The following is a 17,322-nucleotide window of genomic DNA, read 5'->3' as shown; positions in this document are numbered from 1 at the left end:
CACCTGCGACTTCAGAGCAACACCACGTCGTATTGTTCTTGGGAATACATGGTCTCGACCTGGAAACGAATCGTGCGACCGATAAAGGCTTCCAGCTCCGCGACGTTGCCCGACTCCTCATCGAGGAGCCGGTCCACCACTTTCTGGTTCGCCAACACTCTATAGCCGGTCGCCTGGTAGGCGCGCGCCTCCCGGAGGATTTCCCGGAAGATTTCGTAACACACGGTTTCCGGGGTCTTGAGCTTGCCTCGGCCCTGGCAACTGCTGCATGGCTCGCACAGCACTTGCTCAAGGCTTTCACGCGTGCGCTTGCGAGTCATCTGCACCAGGCCCAGTTCGGTGATGCCGATGATGTTGGTCTTGGCGTGATCGCGCTCCAGCTGTTTCTCCAGGGTCCGCAGCACCTGGCGCTGGTGCTCTTCGTCTTCCATGTCGATGAAATCGATGATGATGATCCCGCCGAGGTTGCGCAGGCGTAGTTGCCGGGCAATGGCAGTCGCCGCTTCAAGATTGGTCTTGAAGATGGTTTCCTCGAGATTGCGATGGCCGACAAAAGCACCGGTGTTAACGTCGATGGTGCTCATCGCCTCGGCTGGATCGACCACCAGGTAACCGCCGGACTTGAGCGGCACCTTGCGTTCAAGGGCGCGCTGGATCTCGTCTTCAACGCCGTACAGGTCGAAAATCGGTCGCTCGCCAGGGTAGTGCTCCAGGCGATCGGCGATTTCCGGCATCAGCTCGCCGACGAATTGAGTGGTTTTCTGGAAAGTTTCCCGGGAATCGATGCGGATCTTCTCGATCTTGGGGCTGACCAGGTCACGCAGGGTACGCAACGCCAGGCCCAGGTCTTCGTAAATCACGCTAGGGGTGGCGATGGTCTTGATCTGTGCGGCGATCTGGTCCCAGAGCCTGCGCAGATAGCGGATGTCCATGAGGATCTCATCGGCACCGGCGCCTTCGGCGGCCGTGCGCAGGATGAAGCCGCCGGCTTCCTTGATGCCCTCTTTTTCCACGCAGTCGCTGACCACTTGCTTCAAGCGCTCGCGCTCGGCTTCGTCTTCGATCTTCAGGGATATGCCGACGTGGGCAGTGCGCGGCATGTACACCAGATAGCGCGATGGAATCGACAGCTGAGTGGTCAAACGCGCGCCCTTGGAGCCAATGGGGTCCTTGGTGACCTGCACCACCAGGCTCTGGCCCTCGTGGACCAACGCACTGATGCTCTCCACCGCAGGCCCTTCGCGCATGGAGATTTCCGAGGCGTGGATGAACGCCGCGCGGTCCAGGCCGATGTCGACGAACGCGGCCTGCATGCCCGGCAGCACTCGCACCACCTTGCCTTTGTAGATATTGCCGACGATGCCACGCTTTTGCGTACGCTCGACATGAACCTCTTGCAGAACACCGTTTTCAACCACCGCCACGCGCGATTCCATCGGCGTGATGTTGATCAGAATCTCTTCACTCATGGCAGGGTCTCGTTCAGGCATATTCACGATTATGGCCGCATCTAGTCAGACGGCGCTCAGCGCGCGCTCAAGGTTTGCCAACAGGGTATGCCGAAATGGCCGAGCAATTCTGCGGTTTCGCACAGCGGCAGCCCGACCACAGCCGAATAACTGCCTTCGAGCGCGGCGACAAACACCGCGCCCAGCCCTTGGATACCATAGCTGCCCGCCTTGTCCCGCGGTTCGCCGCTGGCCCAATAGGCGAGCGCTTCCTGCTCCGTGATCAGGCGAAAGCGCACCCGGCTGCGAACCATCCGGGTCTCACAGCGCTGGCCGTCCAGCACGGTAACGGCGGTCAGTACGTCGTGGTCGCGACCGGACAGGCCCAGGAGCATCGACAAGGCGTCGGCCTGGTCCACCGGCTTGCCGAGAATCCTTCCATCCAGCACGACGGCGGTATCCGCGCCGAGCACGCAGCCCTCCACACCGCCTTCCAGGGCTCGCAGCCCAGCCTCGGCCTTGCCGCGCGCCAGGCGTTCGACATAGGCCGACGGGGTTTCATGATCGAGGGGAGTTTCGTCGATGTCCGCACTGACGGCGGTAAACGGCACGCCAATCTGCGCGAGCAATTCACGCCGGCGCGGCGAACCTGAGGCGAGGTAAAGCGGTTTCATCAAGACATCTCCCTTCCAAGGTACGGGCCAATGCCTGACCGAATCAGTTGATTTTGAAACGCAGCCGCAAGCCACGCAAACCGAAGCTTATCCACGGCCAGAGCAAGGCGCTGACCAAGGCCGGCAATACCAGCGCCAGGGTCGGCTGGCGGTTGCCGGTCAGCGCGCTGAGCCACAGCTGCACCAGTTGTGCCAGGCCGAAGATCACCAGGATCACCAGGCTCTGCTGCCACATAGGGAACATCCGCAGGCGCTGTTGCAACGACAGCACCAGGAACGTAATCAACGTCAGGATAAGCGCGTTCTGGCCCAGCAACGTGCCGTAGAGCACATCTTCGGCCAAGCCCAGGCACCAGGCCGTGACCATGCCGACCTTATGCGGCAAGGCCAACGCCCAGAAGGCCAGCAGCAAGGCCAGCCATAGCGGGCGCAGGATTTCCATGAACTGCGGCAGCGGTGAAACGCTGAGCAGCAGGCCTATGGCGAAGGTCAGCCAAACCATCCAGCCGTTACCGGATCGAGTACTGCTCATTCTTCTCGTGCTCCCCTGGTGGCGGGCGTAGCGGCGGGCGCCGGGGCCGGCGGTTTGGTCGCGGGCCTGGCAGGTTGGGCGGCAGGCCTGGCAGGCTGGGCCGCGGGCTGCTGGGCGGCTGGGCGGGCTGGAGTCGTGGCGGGTGCGACCGGAGCCGCTGTTGCCGGGGTCACCGCAGCAGGCGTTGTCGCCTGGGGCTTGGGCACAGCGGCCGGTGCCGGTGCAGGTGCAGGTGTGGCCGGAGCGGGCGATTCGCCACCCTGGCGGTCCTGGGCTTCCTGGGCCACGGCGGCATCGTTGGCGCGCTCTTCAGGCGTGCGGTTGTCACTGAACACCAGCAACAGGTAGCGACTGCGGTTCAAAGCAGCCGTCGGCACTGCCCGCACGATCGCGAACGGCTGGCCGGAATCATGGATGACTTCCTTGACCGTCGCCACCGGATAACCGGCCGGGAACCGCTGGCCGAGGCCGGAACTGACCAGCAAGTCGCCTTCCTTGATGTCGGCGGTATCGGCCACGTGACGCAGCTCCAGGCGCTCCGGGTTGCCGGTGCCGCTGGCAATCGCCCGCAGGCCATTGCGGTTGACCTGCACTGGAATGCTGTGGGTGGTATCGGTCAGCAACAGCACACGGGACGTGTACGGCATCAATTCCACCACCTGCCCCATCAGGCCCCGGGCGTCGAGCACCGGTTGGCCGAGGACCACGCCGTCGCGTTCGCCCTTGTTGATGATGATGCGGTGGGTGAACGGGTTGGGGTCCATGCCGATCAGCTCGGCCACTTCGACCTTCTCATTGACCAAGGCGGAGGAGTTGAGCAACTCGCGCAGCCGCACGTTCTGCTCGGTGAGCGCCGCCAGCTTCTGCATGCGCCCCTGCAGCAGCAGGTTTTCGGTCTTGAGTTTTTCGTTTTCGGCGACCAGTTCGGTCCGGCTGCCAAACTGGCTGGCCACACCCTGCCACAACCGTTGCGGCAGATCGGTGATCCAGTAGGACTCCATCAATACCAGGGAAATCTGGCTGCGCACTGGCTTGAGCAGTGTGAAGCGGGCATCCACCACCATCAGCGCAACCGACAGCACGGCCAGCACCAGCAGGCGTACACCCAATGAGGGGCCTTTGGCAAAAAGCGGTTTAATAGGCCGCTCCTCCCAGGCAAATGTTTTCTTTATTCATACGGCATCAAACCGGCCTGGATACGAATGACAGAAGATAAACGCCAACGGGCAGCACTGCAAAGTGCTGCCCGGGAGCGAACAACATAGACCACTGCGCCAGACTTATTCGCTGGAGAGCAGGTCCATGGTGTGCTTGTCCATCATTTCCAGCGCACGGCCACCGCCGCGGGCCACGCAGGTCAACGGGTCTTCGGCAACGATCACCGGCAGGCCGGTTTCCTGGGCCAGCAGCTTGTCGAGATCACGCAGCAGCGCCCCACCACCGGTCAGCACCAGGCCGCGCTCGGCGATGTCCGACGCCAGCTCCGGCGGCGACTGCTCCAGGGCGCTCTTGACCGCCTGGACGATGGTCGCCAGCGATTCCTGCAGCGCTTCGAGCACCTCGTTGGAGTTGAGCGTGAACGCGCGTGGAACGCCTTCAGCCAGGTTGCGACCGCGGACATCGACTTCGCGCACTTCACCGCCCGGGTAGGCCGTGCCGATTTCCTGCTTGATGCGCTCGGCGGTGGATTCGCCGATCAGGCTGCCGTAGTTGCGGCGCACATAGGTGATGATCGCTTCGTCGAAACGGTCGCCGCCCACACGCACGGATTCGGCGTAGACCACACCGTTGAGGGAGATCAAGGCGATTTCGGTGGTACCGCCACCAATGTCCACGACCATCGAACCGCGGGCCTCTTCCACCGGCAGGCCGGCACCGATGGCAGCGGCCATTGGCTCTTCGATCAGGAACACTTCACGGGCACCGGCACCAAGGGCCGATTCACGGATGGCGCGACGTTCCACCTGGGTGGACTTGCATGGCACGCAGATCAGCACGCGAGGGCTGGGCTGCAGGAAACTGTTTTCGTGGACCTTGTTGATGAAGTACTGCAGCATCTTTTCGCAGACGCTGAAGTCGGCGATCACGCCGTCCTTCATTGGGCGAATGGCTGCAATGTTGCCCGGCGTACGGCCCAGCATGCGCTTGGCTTCCGTACCGACAGCCACGACACTTTTCTGGTTACCGTGGGTGCGGATGGCCACGACCGAGGGTTCATTCAGGACGATACCGCGCTCGCGCACGTAAATAAGGGTGTTGGCAGTGCCCAGGTCGATGGATAGATCGCTGGAAAACATGCCACGCAGTTTCTTGAACATGGGAAAGGGACCCTAGGCAACGCGTGGGTAAAAAAGTGCGGCAAACTCTAACAACGACAGGGATTTTGGGCAAGGCGCCAATATGTTAAATTGGCCGCTTTTCTGTGCACCAAACACCGAGATCGCGGCCGTAGGGCCGTAGAAATGCGGTAGTGTTCCGACAATCTAACACACGGACAGACTGCGTCCGTTTTGTTTTCCACTGGAGAATCCCATGGCGCTTGAACGCTCCGACGTGGAAAAAATCGCTCATCTGGCCTGCCTGGGCCTCAATGAAGCCGATCTTCCACACATCACTTCTGCCCTGAACAGCATTCTGGGGCTGGTCGACGAGATGCAAGCGGTCGATACCGACGGTACCGAGCCGCTGGCCCACCCACTGGAAGCCAGCCAGCGCCTGCGCGCCGACGTCGTGACCGAGTCCAATCACCGCGAGGCCTACCAGTCCATCGCACCAGCGGTCGAAAACGGCCTGTACCTGGTTCCGAAAGTCATCGACTAAAGGGAAAGAGCCTCTCATGCATCACATGACACTGGCCGAGATCGCCCGCGGACTCGCCGACAAAAAGTTTTCCTCCGAAGAGCTGACCAAGGCCTTGCTGGCGCGCATCGCCCAGCTCGATCCGCAGCTCAACAGCTTCATCAGCCTCACCGAAGAACTGGCCCTGAGCCAGGCCAAGACCGCCGATGCCCGTCGCGCAAACGGTGAGAGCGGCGCCCTGCTCGGCGCGCCGATTGCCCACAAGGACCTGTTCTGCACCCAGGGCATCCGCACCAGTTGCGGCTCGAAGATGCTCGACAACTTCAAGGCCCCATACGACGCCACCGTGGTCGCCAAGCTGGCCGCCGCCGGCACCGTGACCCTGGGCAAGACCAATATGGACGAATTCGCCATGGGTTCGGCCAACGAGTCGAGCCACTACGGCGCGGTGAAAAACCCCTGGAACCTTGAACATGTGCCGGGCGGCTCGTCCGGCGGTTCCGCCGCCGCCGTGGCCGCGCGCCTGTTGCCGGCCGCCACCGCCACCGACACCGGTGGTTCGATCCGCCAGCCGGCAGCGTTCACCAACCTCACGGGCCTGAAACCGACCTACGGTCGCGTCTCGCGCTGGGGCATGATCGCCTACGCCTCCAGCCTCGACCAGGGCGGCCCCCTGGCCCGCACCGCCGAAGACTGCGCGATCCTGCTGCAAGGCATGGCCGGTTTCGACCCGAACGATTCCACCAGCATCGATGAGCCCGTGCCGGACTACAGCGCCAGTCTCAACGGCTCGCTGCAAGGCCTGCGCATCGGCGTGCCAAAGGAGTACTTCAGCGCCGGCCTCGACCCTCGCATCGCCGAGCTGATCCACAGCAGCGTCAAGGAGCTGGAGAAGCTCGGCGCGGTCATCAAGGAAATCAGCCTGCCGAACATGCAGCACGCGATCCCGGCGTACTACGTGATCGCTCCGGCGGAAGCCTCCTCGAACCTGTCGCGTTTCGACGGCGTGCGCTTCGGCTATCGCTGCGAGAACCCGGAAAACCTGGTCGACCTGTACAAGCGCTCCCGTGGCGAAGGCTTCGGCGCCGAAGTGCAACGCCGGATCATGGTCGGCGCTTACGCGCTGTCCGCCGGTTACTACGATGCCTATTACCTCAAGGCGCAGAAAATCCGCCGCCTGGTGAAGAACGACTTCATGGCCGCCTTCAACGAAGTCGACATCATCCTCGGCCCGACCACGCCGAACCCGGCCTGGAAACTCGGCGCCAAGAACAGCGACCCGGTCGCCGAGTACCTGGAAGACGTCTACACCATCACCGCCAACCTCGCCGGCTTGCCGGGCCTGTCCATGCCGGCCGGTTTCGTCGATGGCCTGCCGGTGGGCGTGCAGCTGCTCGCGCCGTATTTCCAGGAAGGCCGCCTGCTCAATGTCGCTCATCAGTACCAGCTGAACACTGATTGGCACACCCGCACCCCAACCGGCTTCTGAGGAGAAACACATGCAATGGGAAGTCGTGATCGGGCTGGAGATTCATACCCAGCTCACCACCCGGTCGAAAATCTTTTCCGGTAGCTCGACCACTTTCGGTTCCGAGCCCAACACCCAGGCCAGCCTCGTTGACCTGGGCATGCCCGGCGTGCTGCCGGTGCTCAACGCCGAAGCGGTGCGCATGGCGGTGATGTTCGGCCTGGCGATCGATGCCGAGATCGGCCAGCACAACGTGTTCGCCCGCAAGAACTACTTCTACCCGGACCTGCCCAAGGGCTATCAGATCAGCCAGATGGAGCTGCCGATCGTCGGCAAGGGCCACCTGGACATCGCCTTGGAAGATGGCACGGTCAAGCGCGTCGGCATCACCCGCGCGCACCTGGAAGAAGACGCCGGCAAGAGCCTGCACGAAGAATTCAACGGTGCCACCGGCATCGACCTGAACCGTGCCGGCACGCCGCTGCTGGAGATCGTCTCCGAGCCGGACATGCGCAGCGCCAAGGAAGCCGTGGCCTATGTCAAGGCGATCCACGCTCTGGTGCGCTACCTGGGCATCTGCGACGGCAACATGGCCGAAGGCTCGCTGCGCTGCGACTGCAACGTGTCGATCCGTCCGAAAGGCCAGGCCGAGTTCGGCACCCGTTGCGAGATCAAGAACGTCAACTCGTTCCGCTTCATCGAGAAGGCGATCAACAGCGAGATCCAGCGCCAGATCGAACTGATCGAGGACGGCGGCAAGGTCATCCAGCAGACCCGCCTGTACGACCCGAACAAGGACGAGACCCGTCCGATGCGCAGCAAGGAAGAAGCCAACGACTACCGTTACTTCCCCGACCCGGACCTGCTGCCGGTGGTCATCGAGAACTCGTTCCTTGATGAAGTACGCGCCACCCTGCCGGAACTGCCGCCGCAGAAACGCGAGCGCTTCCAGGCGCAGTTCGGGCTGTCGAGCTATGACGCCAACGTCCTGGCCACCAGCCGTGAACAGGCCGATTATTTCGAAAAAGTCGTGAGCATCGGTGGCGACGCCAAGCTGGCGGCCAACTGGGTGATGGTCGAGTTGGGCAGCCTGTTGAACAAGCAGGGGCTGGAAATCGACGAGTCGCCGGTCTCTGCCGAGCAACTGGGCGGCATGCTGCTGCGGATCAAAGACAACACCATCTCCGGCAAGATCGCCAAGATGGTGTTCGAAGCCATGGCCAATGGCGAAGGCAGTGCCGACGAGATCATCGAGAAGCGCGGCTTGAAGCAGGTCACCGACACCGGTGCGATCAGCGCCGTGCTCGATGAAATGCTCGCGGCCAATGCCGAGCAGGTCGAACAGTACCGTGCGGCAGACGAAGCCAAGCGCGGCAAGATGTTCGGTTTCTTCGTCGGCCAGGCCATGAAAGCCTCGAAAGGCAAGGCCAACCCGCAACAGGTCAACGAATTGCTGAAAAGCAAGCTCGAAGGCTGATGGCCATGGAGCCAGTCTTGCGGTCTGGCTCGATCCCCCGTGGCGAGGGAGCAAGCTCCCTCGCCACAATAAGTTTCACAACCACACAAATGTGGGAAATTCCTTGATGAAGCGTCTCCTCGGCGCCTGCGCCCTGCTGTCCCTGCTGGCCGGTTGCGCCAGCCAGAGCGGGACGGTCGATCCACACGGCTACGACCAGACTGGCGTCGCCTCCTATTACGGCGCAAGACACCATGGCAAGCGCACCGCCAGCGGCGAGCGTTTCGACCAGCATGGCCTGACGGCCGCGCATCGCCAGTTGCCATTTGGCACCCGGGTGAAAGTCACCAACTTGAAAAACAACGACAGCGTCGTGGTCCGCATCAACGACCGCGGCCCGTATACTCGTGGCCGTTTGATCGACGTGTCCCGTGAAGCCGCCGAGCAACTGGGCATGTTGCGCAGCGGCACCGCACGGGTGCGTGTGCAAGCCCTCGACGATTGATAGACGGAGCCCGGCCATTTCCCTGATCAACGCTTTACCGCTGCTCAGCCTGATCGAACTGTTCGGTGCCCTGCTGTTGCTGATCGCAGGCGCCGAACTGCTGGTACGCGCCGCCGTCGGCCTGGCGGCACGCTTGCAGGTCCGTCCCTTGATCATCGGCCTGACCGTCGTCGCGTTCGGCAGCAGCGCGCCGCAGATGGCCGTCAGCCTGCAAGCGACGCTGGCGCAGAACGCCGACATCGCCGTGGGCAGCGTGATCGGCAGCAGCATCTTCAACATCCTCGTTACCCTCGGGCTGTCGGCGCTGATCATTCCGCTGCGCGTCTCGCGCCAATTGGTGCGTTTGGACATCCCGCTGATGATCGGCGCCAGCCTGCTGGTGTTCGTGCTGGCCTGGAACGAGGAACTGACTCGACTCGACGGCGTCCTGTTGCTGATGGCCCTCGCGGTGTACCTGGGCTTGTTGCTGCGTCAGTCGCGGCATTCGGCGCGTCCGAACCCGCTGCAGGGCGACGTGGCCCGAATGCCCTGGCCCAAGAGCCTGGTGATGATCGTGTCGGGCCTGGCGATGCTGATTTTCGCCGGGCACCTGCTATTGGGCGCGGCGGTGGAAGTGGCGACGGACCTGGGGCTGTCCGAGCGCATCATTGGCCTGACCATCGTCGCCGTCAGCACCTCGCTACCGGAGCTTGCCACGTCGTTGATCGCCGCCTTGCGGGGCCAGCGGGACATCGCCGTGGGCAACGTGATCGGCAGCAACCTGTTCAACCTGCTGGGCGTGCTCGGCGTGACCGCCCTGGCCGCCCCCACACCACTGTCGGTCTCGCCCAATGCCCTGGACTTCGACCTGCCGGTAATGCTCGGCGTGGCGGTGCTGTGCCTGCCGGTGTTCTATTCCGGCTACCGCGTCACCCGCGCAGAAGGCCTGTTGTTGCTGGGCTTGTACACGGCCTACGGGCTGCACGTGGTGTCGTTCACCACAGGCATGCCGCTGGCCGGCCAGCTTGAACGATTGATGTTGTTCTACGTGCTCCCGGCCCTGCTCGCATTCTTGCTGTTCACCTCGGTGCGCGCCTGGCGCCGCCAACACCACAAGAGGGATTTGCCATGACCGACACTCCAAAGACCGGCCTCGACATGCGTCGCCAGGTCATGGGCGACGCGTTCGTCGACCGCGCCCTGGGCAACGCCACCGAATTCACCCAGCCGTTGCAGGATTTCGTCAATGAACACGCCTGGGGCAGCGTCTGGAGCCGCGAAGGCCTGCCGCTGAAGACCCGCAGCTTGATCACCCTGGCCGCCCTTACCGCGCTCAAGTGTCCTCAAGAACTCAAGGGCCATGTGCGCGGTGCGCTGAACAATGGCTGCACGGTGGAAGAGATTCGCGAGGCGTTGCTGCATTGCGCGGTGTATGCCGGCGTACCGGCGGCAATCGATGCGTTTCGGGCGGCGCAGGAAGTGATCGATAGTTACCAGAAATCTGAGTGATCGTTGGGTCGCTATCGCGAGCAAGCTCGCTCCCACAGATGATTGCGATACACCTGTGGGAGCGAGCTTGCTCGCGATTTGGACCTCAAGAACAGCGCAAACCCAAGGCTAGATCCACCCACCCCACTGCAACACAAAGATCCCCAGGTTGGTGGTAATCGCCGCCATCAACGTGGTGATGACGATGATCGCCGCCGCCAGTTCATGGTTGCCATCGGCTGCCCGGGCCATGACATAGCTGGCGGCGGCGGTAGGGCTGCCGAAGTACAGGAACAGTATCCCCAGCTCGGCTCCGCGAAAGCCCCACAGCCAGGCGCCGAGCGTGGTCACCAGCGGCAGGCCGACCATTTTCACCAGGCTCGAACTCAGGGCCATCTTGCCGCTCTTGCGCAAGGCCGCCAGCGACAGCGTGCCACCGATGCAGATCAGCGCCAGGGGCAAGGTCATTTGCGACAGGTACTTGGCCGAGGTCTCGAACCAGTTCGGCAGGCCGATCTGCCAATAGGCGAACGGCGCGGCGGCGATCACGCTGATGATCAGCGGATTGCTGATCACGCTTTTACAGATGCTCCAGGGATCTGACTTGATCACCGGGCTGTAGACCGCCAGCACAATGGTCGACAGTGTGTTGTAGAACAGAATCACCAACGCCGCGAGAATCGACCCCAGGGAAATCCCGTAGTCACCATACATGCTCGCGGCCAGTGCCAGGCCGATCACGCCGTTATTGCCGCGAAACGCGCCCTGGGTGTAGATACCACGGTCCTCGCGCGGGCATCGCCAGATCGCCCACCCCCACGCCATGGCGAAACTCACCAGGGTAGCAATCGAGAAATAGATCAGCAGGTCGGGTTGCAGTGCTGCGTGCAGGTCGGCATGCAAGATGCCGAGGAACAACAACGCCGGCATGGTGACGTTGAACACCAGCGACGAGGCGATGTGGATGAAGTTGTCGTTGATCCAATAGATACGCTTGAGCAACGTCCCCAGGAACAGCATGGCAAACACCGGCGCGGTGACGTTCAGGGTTTCGAGGAAAATTGCCAGCATGCCGGGAACCTTGAGGAGGGTGTCGTTAGGTGGCTAATGATAGCCACTAACGACGTTGGCGTCTGGTGAAGCGCTTTCGCGAGCAAGCTCGCTCCCACTTTTGTACCGGGTCGACCACAAATCCACACTCACCACATATCCCCTGTGGGAGCGAGCTTGCTCGCGATAGCGTCGGGTCAGCTTGCATCAATGCTGAATGTACCGCCCCCATCGCGAGCAAGCTCGCCCCCACATTGGATCTCCAGCGATCACACTGTCATCACGTAATCGGCGCCGGGTTGAACAACGTGATGTCGTTGTACAGCTTGTGCCGCTCGGCCCAGGTCTGCTTCTTGCCGCTGGCCACGTCCAGGTAATAGTGGAACAGCTCCCAACCCAACTCTTCGATGGTTGCGCGCCCGGTGGCGATGCGACCGGCGTCGATGTCGATCAAGTCAGGCCAGCGCTGGGCCAGTTCGGTGCGGGTCGAGACCTTCACCACCGGTGCCATCGCCAAGCCGTAAGGCGTGCCGCGACCGGTGGTGAAAACGTGCAGGTTCATCCCCGCCGCCAGTTGCAGCGTGCCGCAGACAAAATCACTGGCCGGTGTGGCGCAGAAGATCAGGCCCTTTTGCTTGAAACGCTCGCCCGGGCCAAGCACGCCGTTGATGGCGCTGCTGCCGGATTTGACGATCGAGCCCAGGGACTTCTCGACGATGTTCGACAACCCACCCTTCTTGTTGCCTGGCGTGGTGTTGGCACTGCGATCGGCTTCGCCCTTGGCCAGGTAACGGTCGTACCAGTCCATTTCCCGCACCAGTTCCTGGGCGACTGCCTGGGTTTGTGCCCGGGAGGTCAGCAGGTAGATGGCATCGCGCACTTCAGTGACTTCGGAAAACATCACCGTCGCGCCGGCCCGCAGCAACAAGTCCGAGGCATAGCCCAGGGCCGGGTTGGCGGTGATGCCGGAAAACGCATCGCTGCCGCCGCACTGCATGCCCAGGATCAGCTCCGAGGCGGGTACGGTTTCGCGGCGGCGCTGGTCGAGTTTCTTCAGGCGCGTCTCGGCCAGTTCCATGATCTGCTCGATCATTTCGGTGAAGCCGTGGCTGGAATCCTGCAAGCGATACAACCACGGCTCGCTGAGGTCCACCGAGCTGTCGCCCTCGTGCATGACCTGCCCGGCCTGCAATTTCTCGCAGCCCAGGCTGATGACCAACGCCTCGCCCCCCAGGTTCGGGTTGCGCGCCAGGTTGCGCACCGTGCGGATCGGAATGTAGGCGTCGGTGGCGGTGATCGCCACGCCGCAGCCATAGCTGTGGGTCAGCGCCACCACGTCATCGACGTTCGGGTATTTGGGCAGCAGCTCGTCCTTGATGCGCTTGACCGCATGGTCCAGCACCCCTGTGACGCACTGCACCGTGGTGGTGATGCCCAGGATGTTGCGGGTGCCGACGGTACCGTCGGCGTTGCGGTAGCCCTCGAAGGTGTAGCCCTCCAACGGCGCATCGGCCGCCGGCACATCGGTGGACAGCGGCAGGCTGTCCAGCGGCGGCGCGGTGGGCATGCGCAGCTGGTCTTCCTTGACCCAACTGCCACGGGGGATCGGTTGCAGCGCGTAGCCAATGACCTGGCCGTAGCGAATCACCTCGCCGCCCTCGGGAATCTCCACCAGGGTGACTTTGTGGCTCTGCGGCACGAAGTCGACGGTGACCAGGCCGTCCGGGAATTCGGTCCCGGCAGGTACGCCCTGGTCGTTGACAACAATCACCACGTTGTCGCGCTCGTGCAGGCGGATGTAACGGGGCGAATCGGCATGTTCAATCAGATTCATGGACGCCATTCCTCAGGATTTGGCTTCAGACAGGCTGGAAAGATCGGCTTCTTTGGCCGCTGGTTCCTTGAGCACCACACGCTTGATCGGGCCCACGATGACCAGGTAGCTGAACACCGCCATCAACGCGTTGCAACCGACGAACACCAGTGCCCATTTGAACGAGCCCGTGGAGCTGATGATGTAGCCGATGACGATTGGCGTGGTAATTGACGCCAGGTTGCCGAAGGTGTTGAACAGGCCGCCGCTCAAGCCGGCGATCTGTTTTGGCGAGGTATCGGACACCACGGCCCAACCCAACGCACCGACGCCTTTACCGAAGAAGGCCAGGGCCATGAAGCCCACCACCATCCATTCGATGTCGACGTAGTTGCACGCCACAATACTGCTGGATACCAGCAGGCCGGCGATGATCGGCGCCTTGCGGGCAAAGGTCAGCGAGTGGCCCTTGCGCAGCAGGTAGTCGGAAATCACCCCGCCCAGCACGCCGCCGATGAAGCCGCAGATCGCCGGCAAGGACGCGATGAAACCGGCCTTGAGGATGGTCATGCCGCGTTCCTGCACCAGGTACACCGGGAACCAGGTGAGAAAGAAATAGGTAATGCCGTTGATGCAGTATTGGCCCAGGTAGACGCCGAGCATCATGCGGTTGGTCAGCAATTGGCGGATGTAATCCCATTTCGGACCGTCGGCTTTCTTTTCCTTGCCCCTGTCCTGGTCCATGTCGACCATCGCGCCGTTGGAAGCAATGTGATTGAACTCGGCCTCGTTGATCATCGGGTGCTGGCGCGGGCTGTGGATAATCTTCAGCCAGACCAGCGAGAACACGATGCCGACCACGCCCATGACGATGAACACGTGCTGCCAGCCGAAGCGGTAGACGATCCAGCCCATCAGCGGTGCGAACAATACGGTGGCGAAATACTGCGCCGAGTTGAAGATCGCCGAGGCGGTGCCGCGTTCAGCGGTGGGGAACCAGGCGGCGACGATACGGGCGTTGCCCGGGAACGATGGCGCTTCGGCCAGCCCGACCAAAAAGCGCAGCATGAACAGAGCAACCACGGCCGTGGACATGCCGAATTCACCGACGTAGCCCTGCAGCACGGTGAACAGCGACCAGGTGAAGATGCTCAGTGCATAGATTTTCTTCGACCCGAAACGGTCGAGCAGCCAGCCGCCGGGAATCTGCCCGGCCACGTAGGCCCAGCCGAAGGCGGAGAAGATATAACCGAGGGTGACGGCGTCGATGCCGAGGTCTTTCTGCAGGCTGGAACCAGCGATGGCGATGGTCGCACGGTCGGCATAGTTGATCGTCGTCACCAAAAACAGCATGAGCAGGATCAAATAGCGGACGTGCGTCGGCTTGGTCTCTTGCATGTAATCTACTTCCACTATTTATTTTTATGCGTGAAATCAAATTGTACAGTCGGCGCCGGAGTGCGGCGCCGACCGGTGTTGCGTATTACGAACCGATGTAGGAAGTCTTCACCACGGTGTAGAACTCTTGCGCATAGCGACCTTGCTCACGCGAACCGTAGGACGACCCTTTGCGCCCGCCGAACGGCACGTGGTAATCCACGCCGGCGGTTGGCAGGTTGACCATTACCATGCCCGCCTGGGAATGACGCTTGAAGTGGTTGGCGTACTTGAGCGAGGTGGTAGCAATACCGGCCGAGAGACCGAACTCGGTATCGTTGGCCATCGCCAATGCCGCCTCGTAGTCGGCCACGCGCACAACGTTGGCCACCGGGCCGAAGATCTCTTCGCGGCTGATGCGCATCGAAGCTTCGCTGTCGGCGAACAGCGTCGGTGCCAGGAAGTAACCTTCAGTGTCGCAAGTCACCACGCCACCACCGCTGACCAGCCGCGCACCTTCGCTCTGGCCGATGTCGATGTACTTCAAGTCCTGGTTGAGCTGGGCCTCGGAAACGACCGGGCCGATGTCGGTGCCGGCCTTCAACGCATGACCGACCTTGATCGATTGCATGCGCTCGGCCATCGCCGCGACGAACTTGTCGTGGATGCCGGCGGTGACGATCAGGCGGCTCGACGCCGTGCAACGCTGACCGGTGGAGTAGAACGCGCTCTGCACCGCCAGTTCGACGGCCTGCTTGAGGTCCGCGTCGTCGAGGATGATCTGCGGGTTCTTGCCGCCCATTTCCAACTGCACCTTGGCCTGGCGCGACACGCAGTTGACGGCGATCTGCCGGCCCACGCCCACGGAACCGGTGAAGCTGATGCCGTCGACTTTCGGGCTGTTGACCAGGATGTCACCGACCACACGGCCGCTGCCCATCACCAGGTTGAACGCACCGGCCGGGAAACCGGCGCGGGAAATGATCTCGGCCAGGGCCCAGGCGCAGCCCGGCACCAGCTCGGCGGGCTTGATCACCACGCAGTTGCCGTAGGCCAGGGCCGGGGCGATTTTCCACGCGGGAATGGCGATCGGGAAGTTCCACGGGGTGATCAGGCCGACCACGCCGAGGGCTTCGCGGGTCACTTCGACGTTGACGCCCGGGCGCACCGACGGCACGTAGTCGCCGGACATGCGCAGGCATTCACCGGCGAAAAACTTGAAAATGTTGCCAGCGCGAGTCACTTCGCCGATGGCTTCGGGCAGGGTCTTGCCCTCTTCCCGGGCCAGCAGTTGGCCGAGCTCTTCACGGCGGGCGAGAATCTCGCTGCCGACTTTGTCCAGCGCATCGTGACGGGCCTGGATGCCCGAGGTCGACCAGGCCGGGAACGCGGCGCGGGCGGCTTCGATGGCGGCGTTGACTTGCGCTGCGTCAGCCTTGGCGTATTCACCGATGACATCGGACAAGTCAGACGGGTTGATGTTGGTGCAATAGTCGGCACCGGCCACCCACTGACCGTTGATGTAGTTATCGAAACGCTTTGCATCTGCCACGGAGCTTCTCCTCTTACAAAAGCTGTCTAGGAACGCCGTGCGTCCCTGGCTGCATCTCCACGCGTGCGTGGAAACGATCAAGCCTTACGCAAAAAGCCGCTGATTGCTCAGCGGCCTTGTCGGGTCTGTTACTGCTTGCCTTGCTTGTCGATCAGCGCGGCCAGGGCTTCGTACTCTTCTGGCAGCAGGTCGGTCAGCGGTGTGCGCACAGGGCCCGCGTCGTAGCCAACGATCTTCGCGCCGGCCTTGACGATGCTCACTGCGTAACCGGCCTTGCGGTTGCGGATGTCCAGGTACGGCAGGAAGAAGTCGTCGATGATCTTGCCGACGGTGTCGTGATCGTCACGGGCAATGGCGTGGTAGAAGTCCATCGCGGTTTTCGGGATGAAGTTGAACACCGCCGAGGAGTAGACCGGCACGCCCAGGGCCTTGTAGGCCGCAGCGTAGACTTCAGCGGTCGGCAAGCCGCCCAGGTAGCTGAAACGATCGCCGAGGCGACGACGGATCGACACCATCAGTTCGATATCGCCCAGGCCGTCCTTGTAGCCGATCAGGTTCGGGCAGCGCTCGGCCAGTTGCTCCAGCTGAGTGGCGTTCAGGCGGCAGACGTTGCGGTTGTACACCACCACGCCGATCTTCACCGATTTGCACACGGCTTCAACGTGGGCGGCAACGCCGTCCTGGCTGGCTTCGGTCAGGTAGTGCGGCAGCAGCAACAGGCCCTTGGCGCCCAAGCGCTCGGCTTCTTGAGCGTATTCGATGGCCTGGCGGGTGGCACCGCCCACGCCGGCGAGGATTGGCACGCTGGTGGCGCAGGTATCGACGGCAGTCTTGATGACTTGCGAGTACTCACTGGCGGCCAGGGAGAAGAATTCACCGGTGCCGCCCGCTGCGAACAATGCAGAGGCGCCATACGGGGCCAGCCACTCGAGACGCTTGATGTAGCTGTCGCGATTGAAATCGCCATTGGCAGTGAAATCGGTGACCGGGAACGACAGCAGGCCAGACGAGAGGATGGACTTCAGTTCTTGTGGATTCATTATTCGAACACCCTGGACGCAAATGTTGTGTTGTAGGAAACGGTTCAGCTTCATGAGAAGTTGTAGGTCATCGTACAACTTAAAATGTGAACGTCAACTGTATTTCGTCTTTCGGTGGGTGTGACAGGTGTAGGAGGTGTG

The 17,322-nt window shown here is 62.2% G+C and carries 16 protein-coding genes; 6 read left to right on the top strand and 10 right to left on the bottom strand.

Annotated elements, in window-relative coordinates:
- Positions 1–11: 11 nt before the first annotated feature.
- From rng to mreB, 5 genes are all read right to left on the bottom strand, one after another.
- Positions 12–1,469: a ribonuclease G gene (rng, locus tag J3P79_RS04515; RefSeq protein WP_039592249.1), complete on the bottom strand. Its 1,458-nt coding sequence runs from the start codon at positions 1,467–1,469 to the stop codon at positions 12–14.
- Positions 1,470–1,525: 56 nt separating this feature from the next.
- Positions 1,526–2,122 carry a Maf family protein gene (locus J3P79_RS04510; protein ID WP_434608470.1) on the bottom strand — a complete coding sequence of 199 codons (597 nt, stop codon included), beginning with the start codon at positions 2,120–2,122 and terminating at the stop codon, positions 1,526–1,528.
- Positions 2,123–2,165: 43 nt separating this feature from the next.
- A complete protein-coding gene (gene mreD, locus J3P79_RS04505) occupies positions 2,166–2,654 on the bottom strand; it encodes a rod shape-determining protein MreD (RefSeq protein WP_030139842.1) in 489 nt (162 codons plus the stop codon).
- A complete protein-coding gene (gene mreC, locus J3P79_RS04500) occupies positions 2,651–3,745 on the bottom strand; it encodes a rod shape-determining protein MreC (protein ID WP_434611353.1) in 1,095 nt (364 codons plus the stop codon). The genes mreD and mreC overlap by 4 nt, the downstream gene beginning before the upstream one ends.
- A 189-nt stretch (positions 3,746–3,934) precedes the next feature.
- Entirely contained in the window at positions 3,935–4,972 is a 1,038-nt protein-coding gene (gene mreB / locus J3P79_RS04495) for a rod shape-determining protein MreB (protein ID WP_002555108.1), read from the bottom strand.
- 214 nt (positions 4,973–5,186) lie between these two features.
- On the opposite strand from mreB, the gene gatC reads away from it, so the two are divergent.
- The 6 genes from gatC (at position 5,187) to J3P79_RS04465 (ending at position 10,370) form a co-directional block, all read left to right on the top strand.
- Positions 5,187–5,474 (top strand): Asp-tRNA(Asn)/Glu-tRNA(Gln) amidotransferase subunit GatC, encoded by a 288-nt coding sequence (gene gatC / locus J3P79_RS04490; RefSeq protein ID WP_434608468.1) that lies wholly within the window; start codon positions 5,187–5,189, stop codon positions 5,472–5,474.
- Positions 5,475–5,490: 16 nt separating this feature from the next.
- Positions 5,491–6,942, top strand: coding sequence for an Asp-tRNA(Asn)/Glu-tRNA(Gln) amidotransferase subunit GatA (gene gatA / locus J3P79_RS04485; protein ID WP_434608466.1), 1,452 nt, complete (start codon positions 5,491–5,493; stop codon positions 6,940–6,942).
- Between the two features lie 10 nt (positions 6,943–6,952).
- On the top strand, positions 6,953–8,398 hold the full coding sequence (gene gatB, locus J3P79_RS04480; RefSeq protein ID WP_181287587.1) for an Asp-tRNA(Asn)/Glu-tRNA(Gln) amidotransferase subunit GatB: 1,446 nt from the start codon (positions 6,953–6,955) through the stop codon (positions 8,396–8,398).
- A gap of 106 nt (positions 8,399–8,504) precedes the next feature.
- Entirely contained in the window at positions 8,505–8,882 is a 378-nt protein-coding gene (locus tag J3P79_RS04475; RefSeq protein ID WP_039592255.1) for a septal ring lytic transglycosylase RlpA family protein, read from the top strand.
- A 49-nt stretch (positions 8,883–8,931) separates the two neighbouring features.
- Entirely contained in the window at positions 8,932–9,993 is a 1,062-nt protein-coding gene (locus J3P79_RS04470) for a calcium/sodium antiporter (protein WP_434611351.1), read from the top strand.
- Positions 9,990–10,370, top strand: a complete 381-nt coding sequence (locus J3P79_RS04465) for a carboxymuconolactone decarboxylase family protein (RefSeq protein WP_076383558.1) — start codon at positions 9,990–9,992, stop codon at positions 10,368–10,370. The genes J3P79_RS04470 and J3P79_RS04465 overlap by 4 nt, the downstream gene beginning before the upstream one ends.
- 108 nt (positions 10,371–10,478) lie before the next feature.
- Here J3P79_RS04465 and J3P79_RS04460 read toward each other — a convergent pair whose 3' ends face one another.
- From J3P79_RS04460 to kdgD, 5 genes are all read right to left on the bottom strand, one after another.
- Positions 10,479–11,420: an AEC family transporter gene (locus tag J3P79_RS04460; protein ID WP_434608462.1), complete on the bottom strand. Its 942-nt coding sequence runs from the start codon at positions 11,418–11,420 to the stop codon at positions 10,479–10,481.
- Positions 11,421–11,679: 259 nt separating this feature from the next.
- Positions 11,680–13,233, bottom strand: coding sequence for a galactarate dehydratase (garD, locus tag J3P79_RS04455; protein ID WP_434608460.1), 1,554 nt, complete (start codon positions 13,231–13,233; stop codon positions 11,680–11,682).
- 12 nt (positions 13,234–13,245) lie between these two features.
- Positions 13,246–14,610, bottom strand: coding sequence for an MFS transporter (locus J3P79_RS04450; RefSeq protein WP_434608458.1), 1,365 nt, complete (start codon positions 14,608–14,610; stop codon positions 13,246–13,248).
- A gap of 85 nt (positions 14,611–14,695) precedes the next feature.
- Entirely contained in the window at positions 14,696–16,141 is a 1,446-nt protein-coding gene (locus J3P79_RS04445) for an aldehyde dehydrogenase family protein (protein WP_434608456.1), read from the bottom strand.
- Positions 16,142–16,269: 128 nt separating this feature from the next.
- A complete protein-coding gene (kdgD, locus tag J3P79_RS04440) occupies positions 16,270–17,181 on the bottom strand; it encodes a 5-dehydro-4-deoxyglucarate dehydratase (RefSeq protein WP_186710799.1) in 912 nt (303 codons plus the stop codon).
- Between the last annotated feature and the right edge of the window lie 141 nt (positions 17,182–17,322).

This window comes from Pseudomonas sp. R1-7, assembly GCF_051132105.1.
Taxonomy (GTDB): domain Bacteria; phylum Pseudomonadota; class Gammaproteobacteria; order Pseudomonadales; family Pseudomonadaceae; genus Aquipseudomonas.
Note: the sequence above shows the minus strand (reverse complement) of the source record. Positions and strands in the feature narration are given on the sequence as shown.

Bases quoted from the DNA above. Each gene is read 5' to 3' on its own strand.
- J3P79_RS04465 (WP_076383558.1), top strand. From the start codon at position 9,990: ATGACCGACACTCCAAAGACCGGCCTCGACATGCGTCGCCAGGTCATG.
- rng (WP_039592249.1), bottom strand. From the start codon at position 1,469: ATGAGTGAAGAGATTCTGATCAACATCACGCCGATGGAATCGCGCGTG.
- garD (WP_434608460.1), bottom strand. From the start codon at position 13,233: ATGAATCTGATTGAACATGCCGATTCGCCCCGTTACATCCGCCTGCAC.
- J3P79_RS04450 (WP_434608458.1), bottom strand. From the start codon at position 14,610: ATGCAAGAGACCAAGCCGACGCACGTCCGCTATTTGATCCTGCTCATG.
- J3P79_RS04460 (WP_434608462.1), bottom strand. From the start codon at position 11,420: ATGCTGGCAATTTTCCTCGAAACCCTGAACGTCACCGCGCCGGTGTTT.
- gatA (WP_434608466.1), top strand. From the start codon at position 5,491: ATGCATCACATGACACTGGCCGAGATCGCCCGCGGACTCGCCGACAAA.
- mreB (WP_002555108.1), bottom strand. From the start codon at position 4,972: ATGTTCAAGAAACTGCGTGGCATGTTTTCCAGCGATCTATCCATCGAC.
- gatC (WP_434608468.1), top strand. From the start codon at position 5,187: ATGGCGCTTGAACGCTCCGACGTGGAAAAAATCGCTCATCTGGCCTGC.
- gatB (WP_181287587.1), top strand. From the start codon at position 6,953: ATGCAATGGGAAGTCGTGATCGGGCTGGAGATTCATACCCAGCTCACC.
- mreD (WP_030139842.1), bottom strand. From the start codon at position 2,654: ATGAGCAGTACTCGATCCGGTAACGGCTGGATGGTTTGGCTGACCTTC.
- kdgD (WP_186710799.1), bottom strand. From the start codon at position 17,181: ATGAATCCACAAGAACTGAAGTCCATCCTCTCGTCTGGCCTGCTGTCG.
- J3P79_RS04510 (WP_434608470.1), bottom strand. From the start codon at position 2,122: ATGAAACCGCTTTACCTCGCCTCAGGTTCGCCGCGCCGGCGTGAATTG.
- J3P79_RS04475 (WP_039592255.1), top strand. From the start codon at position 8,505: ATGAAGCGTCTCCTCGGCGCCTGCGCCCTGCTGTCCCTGCTGGCCGGT.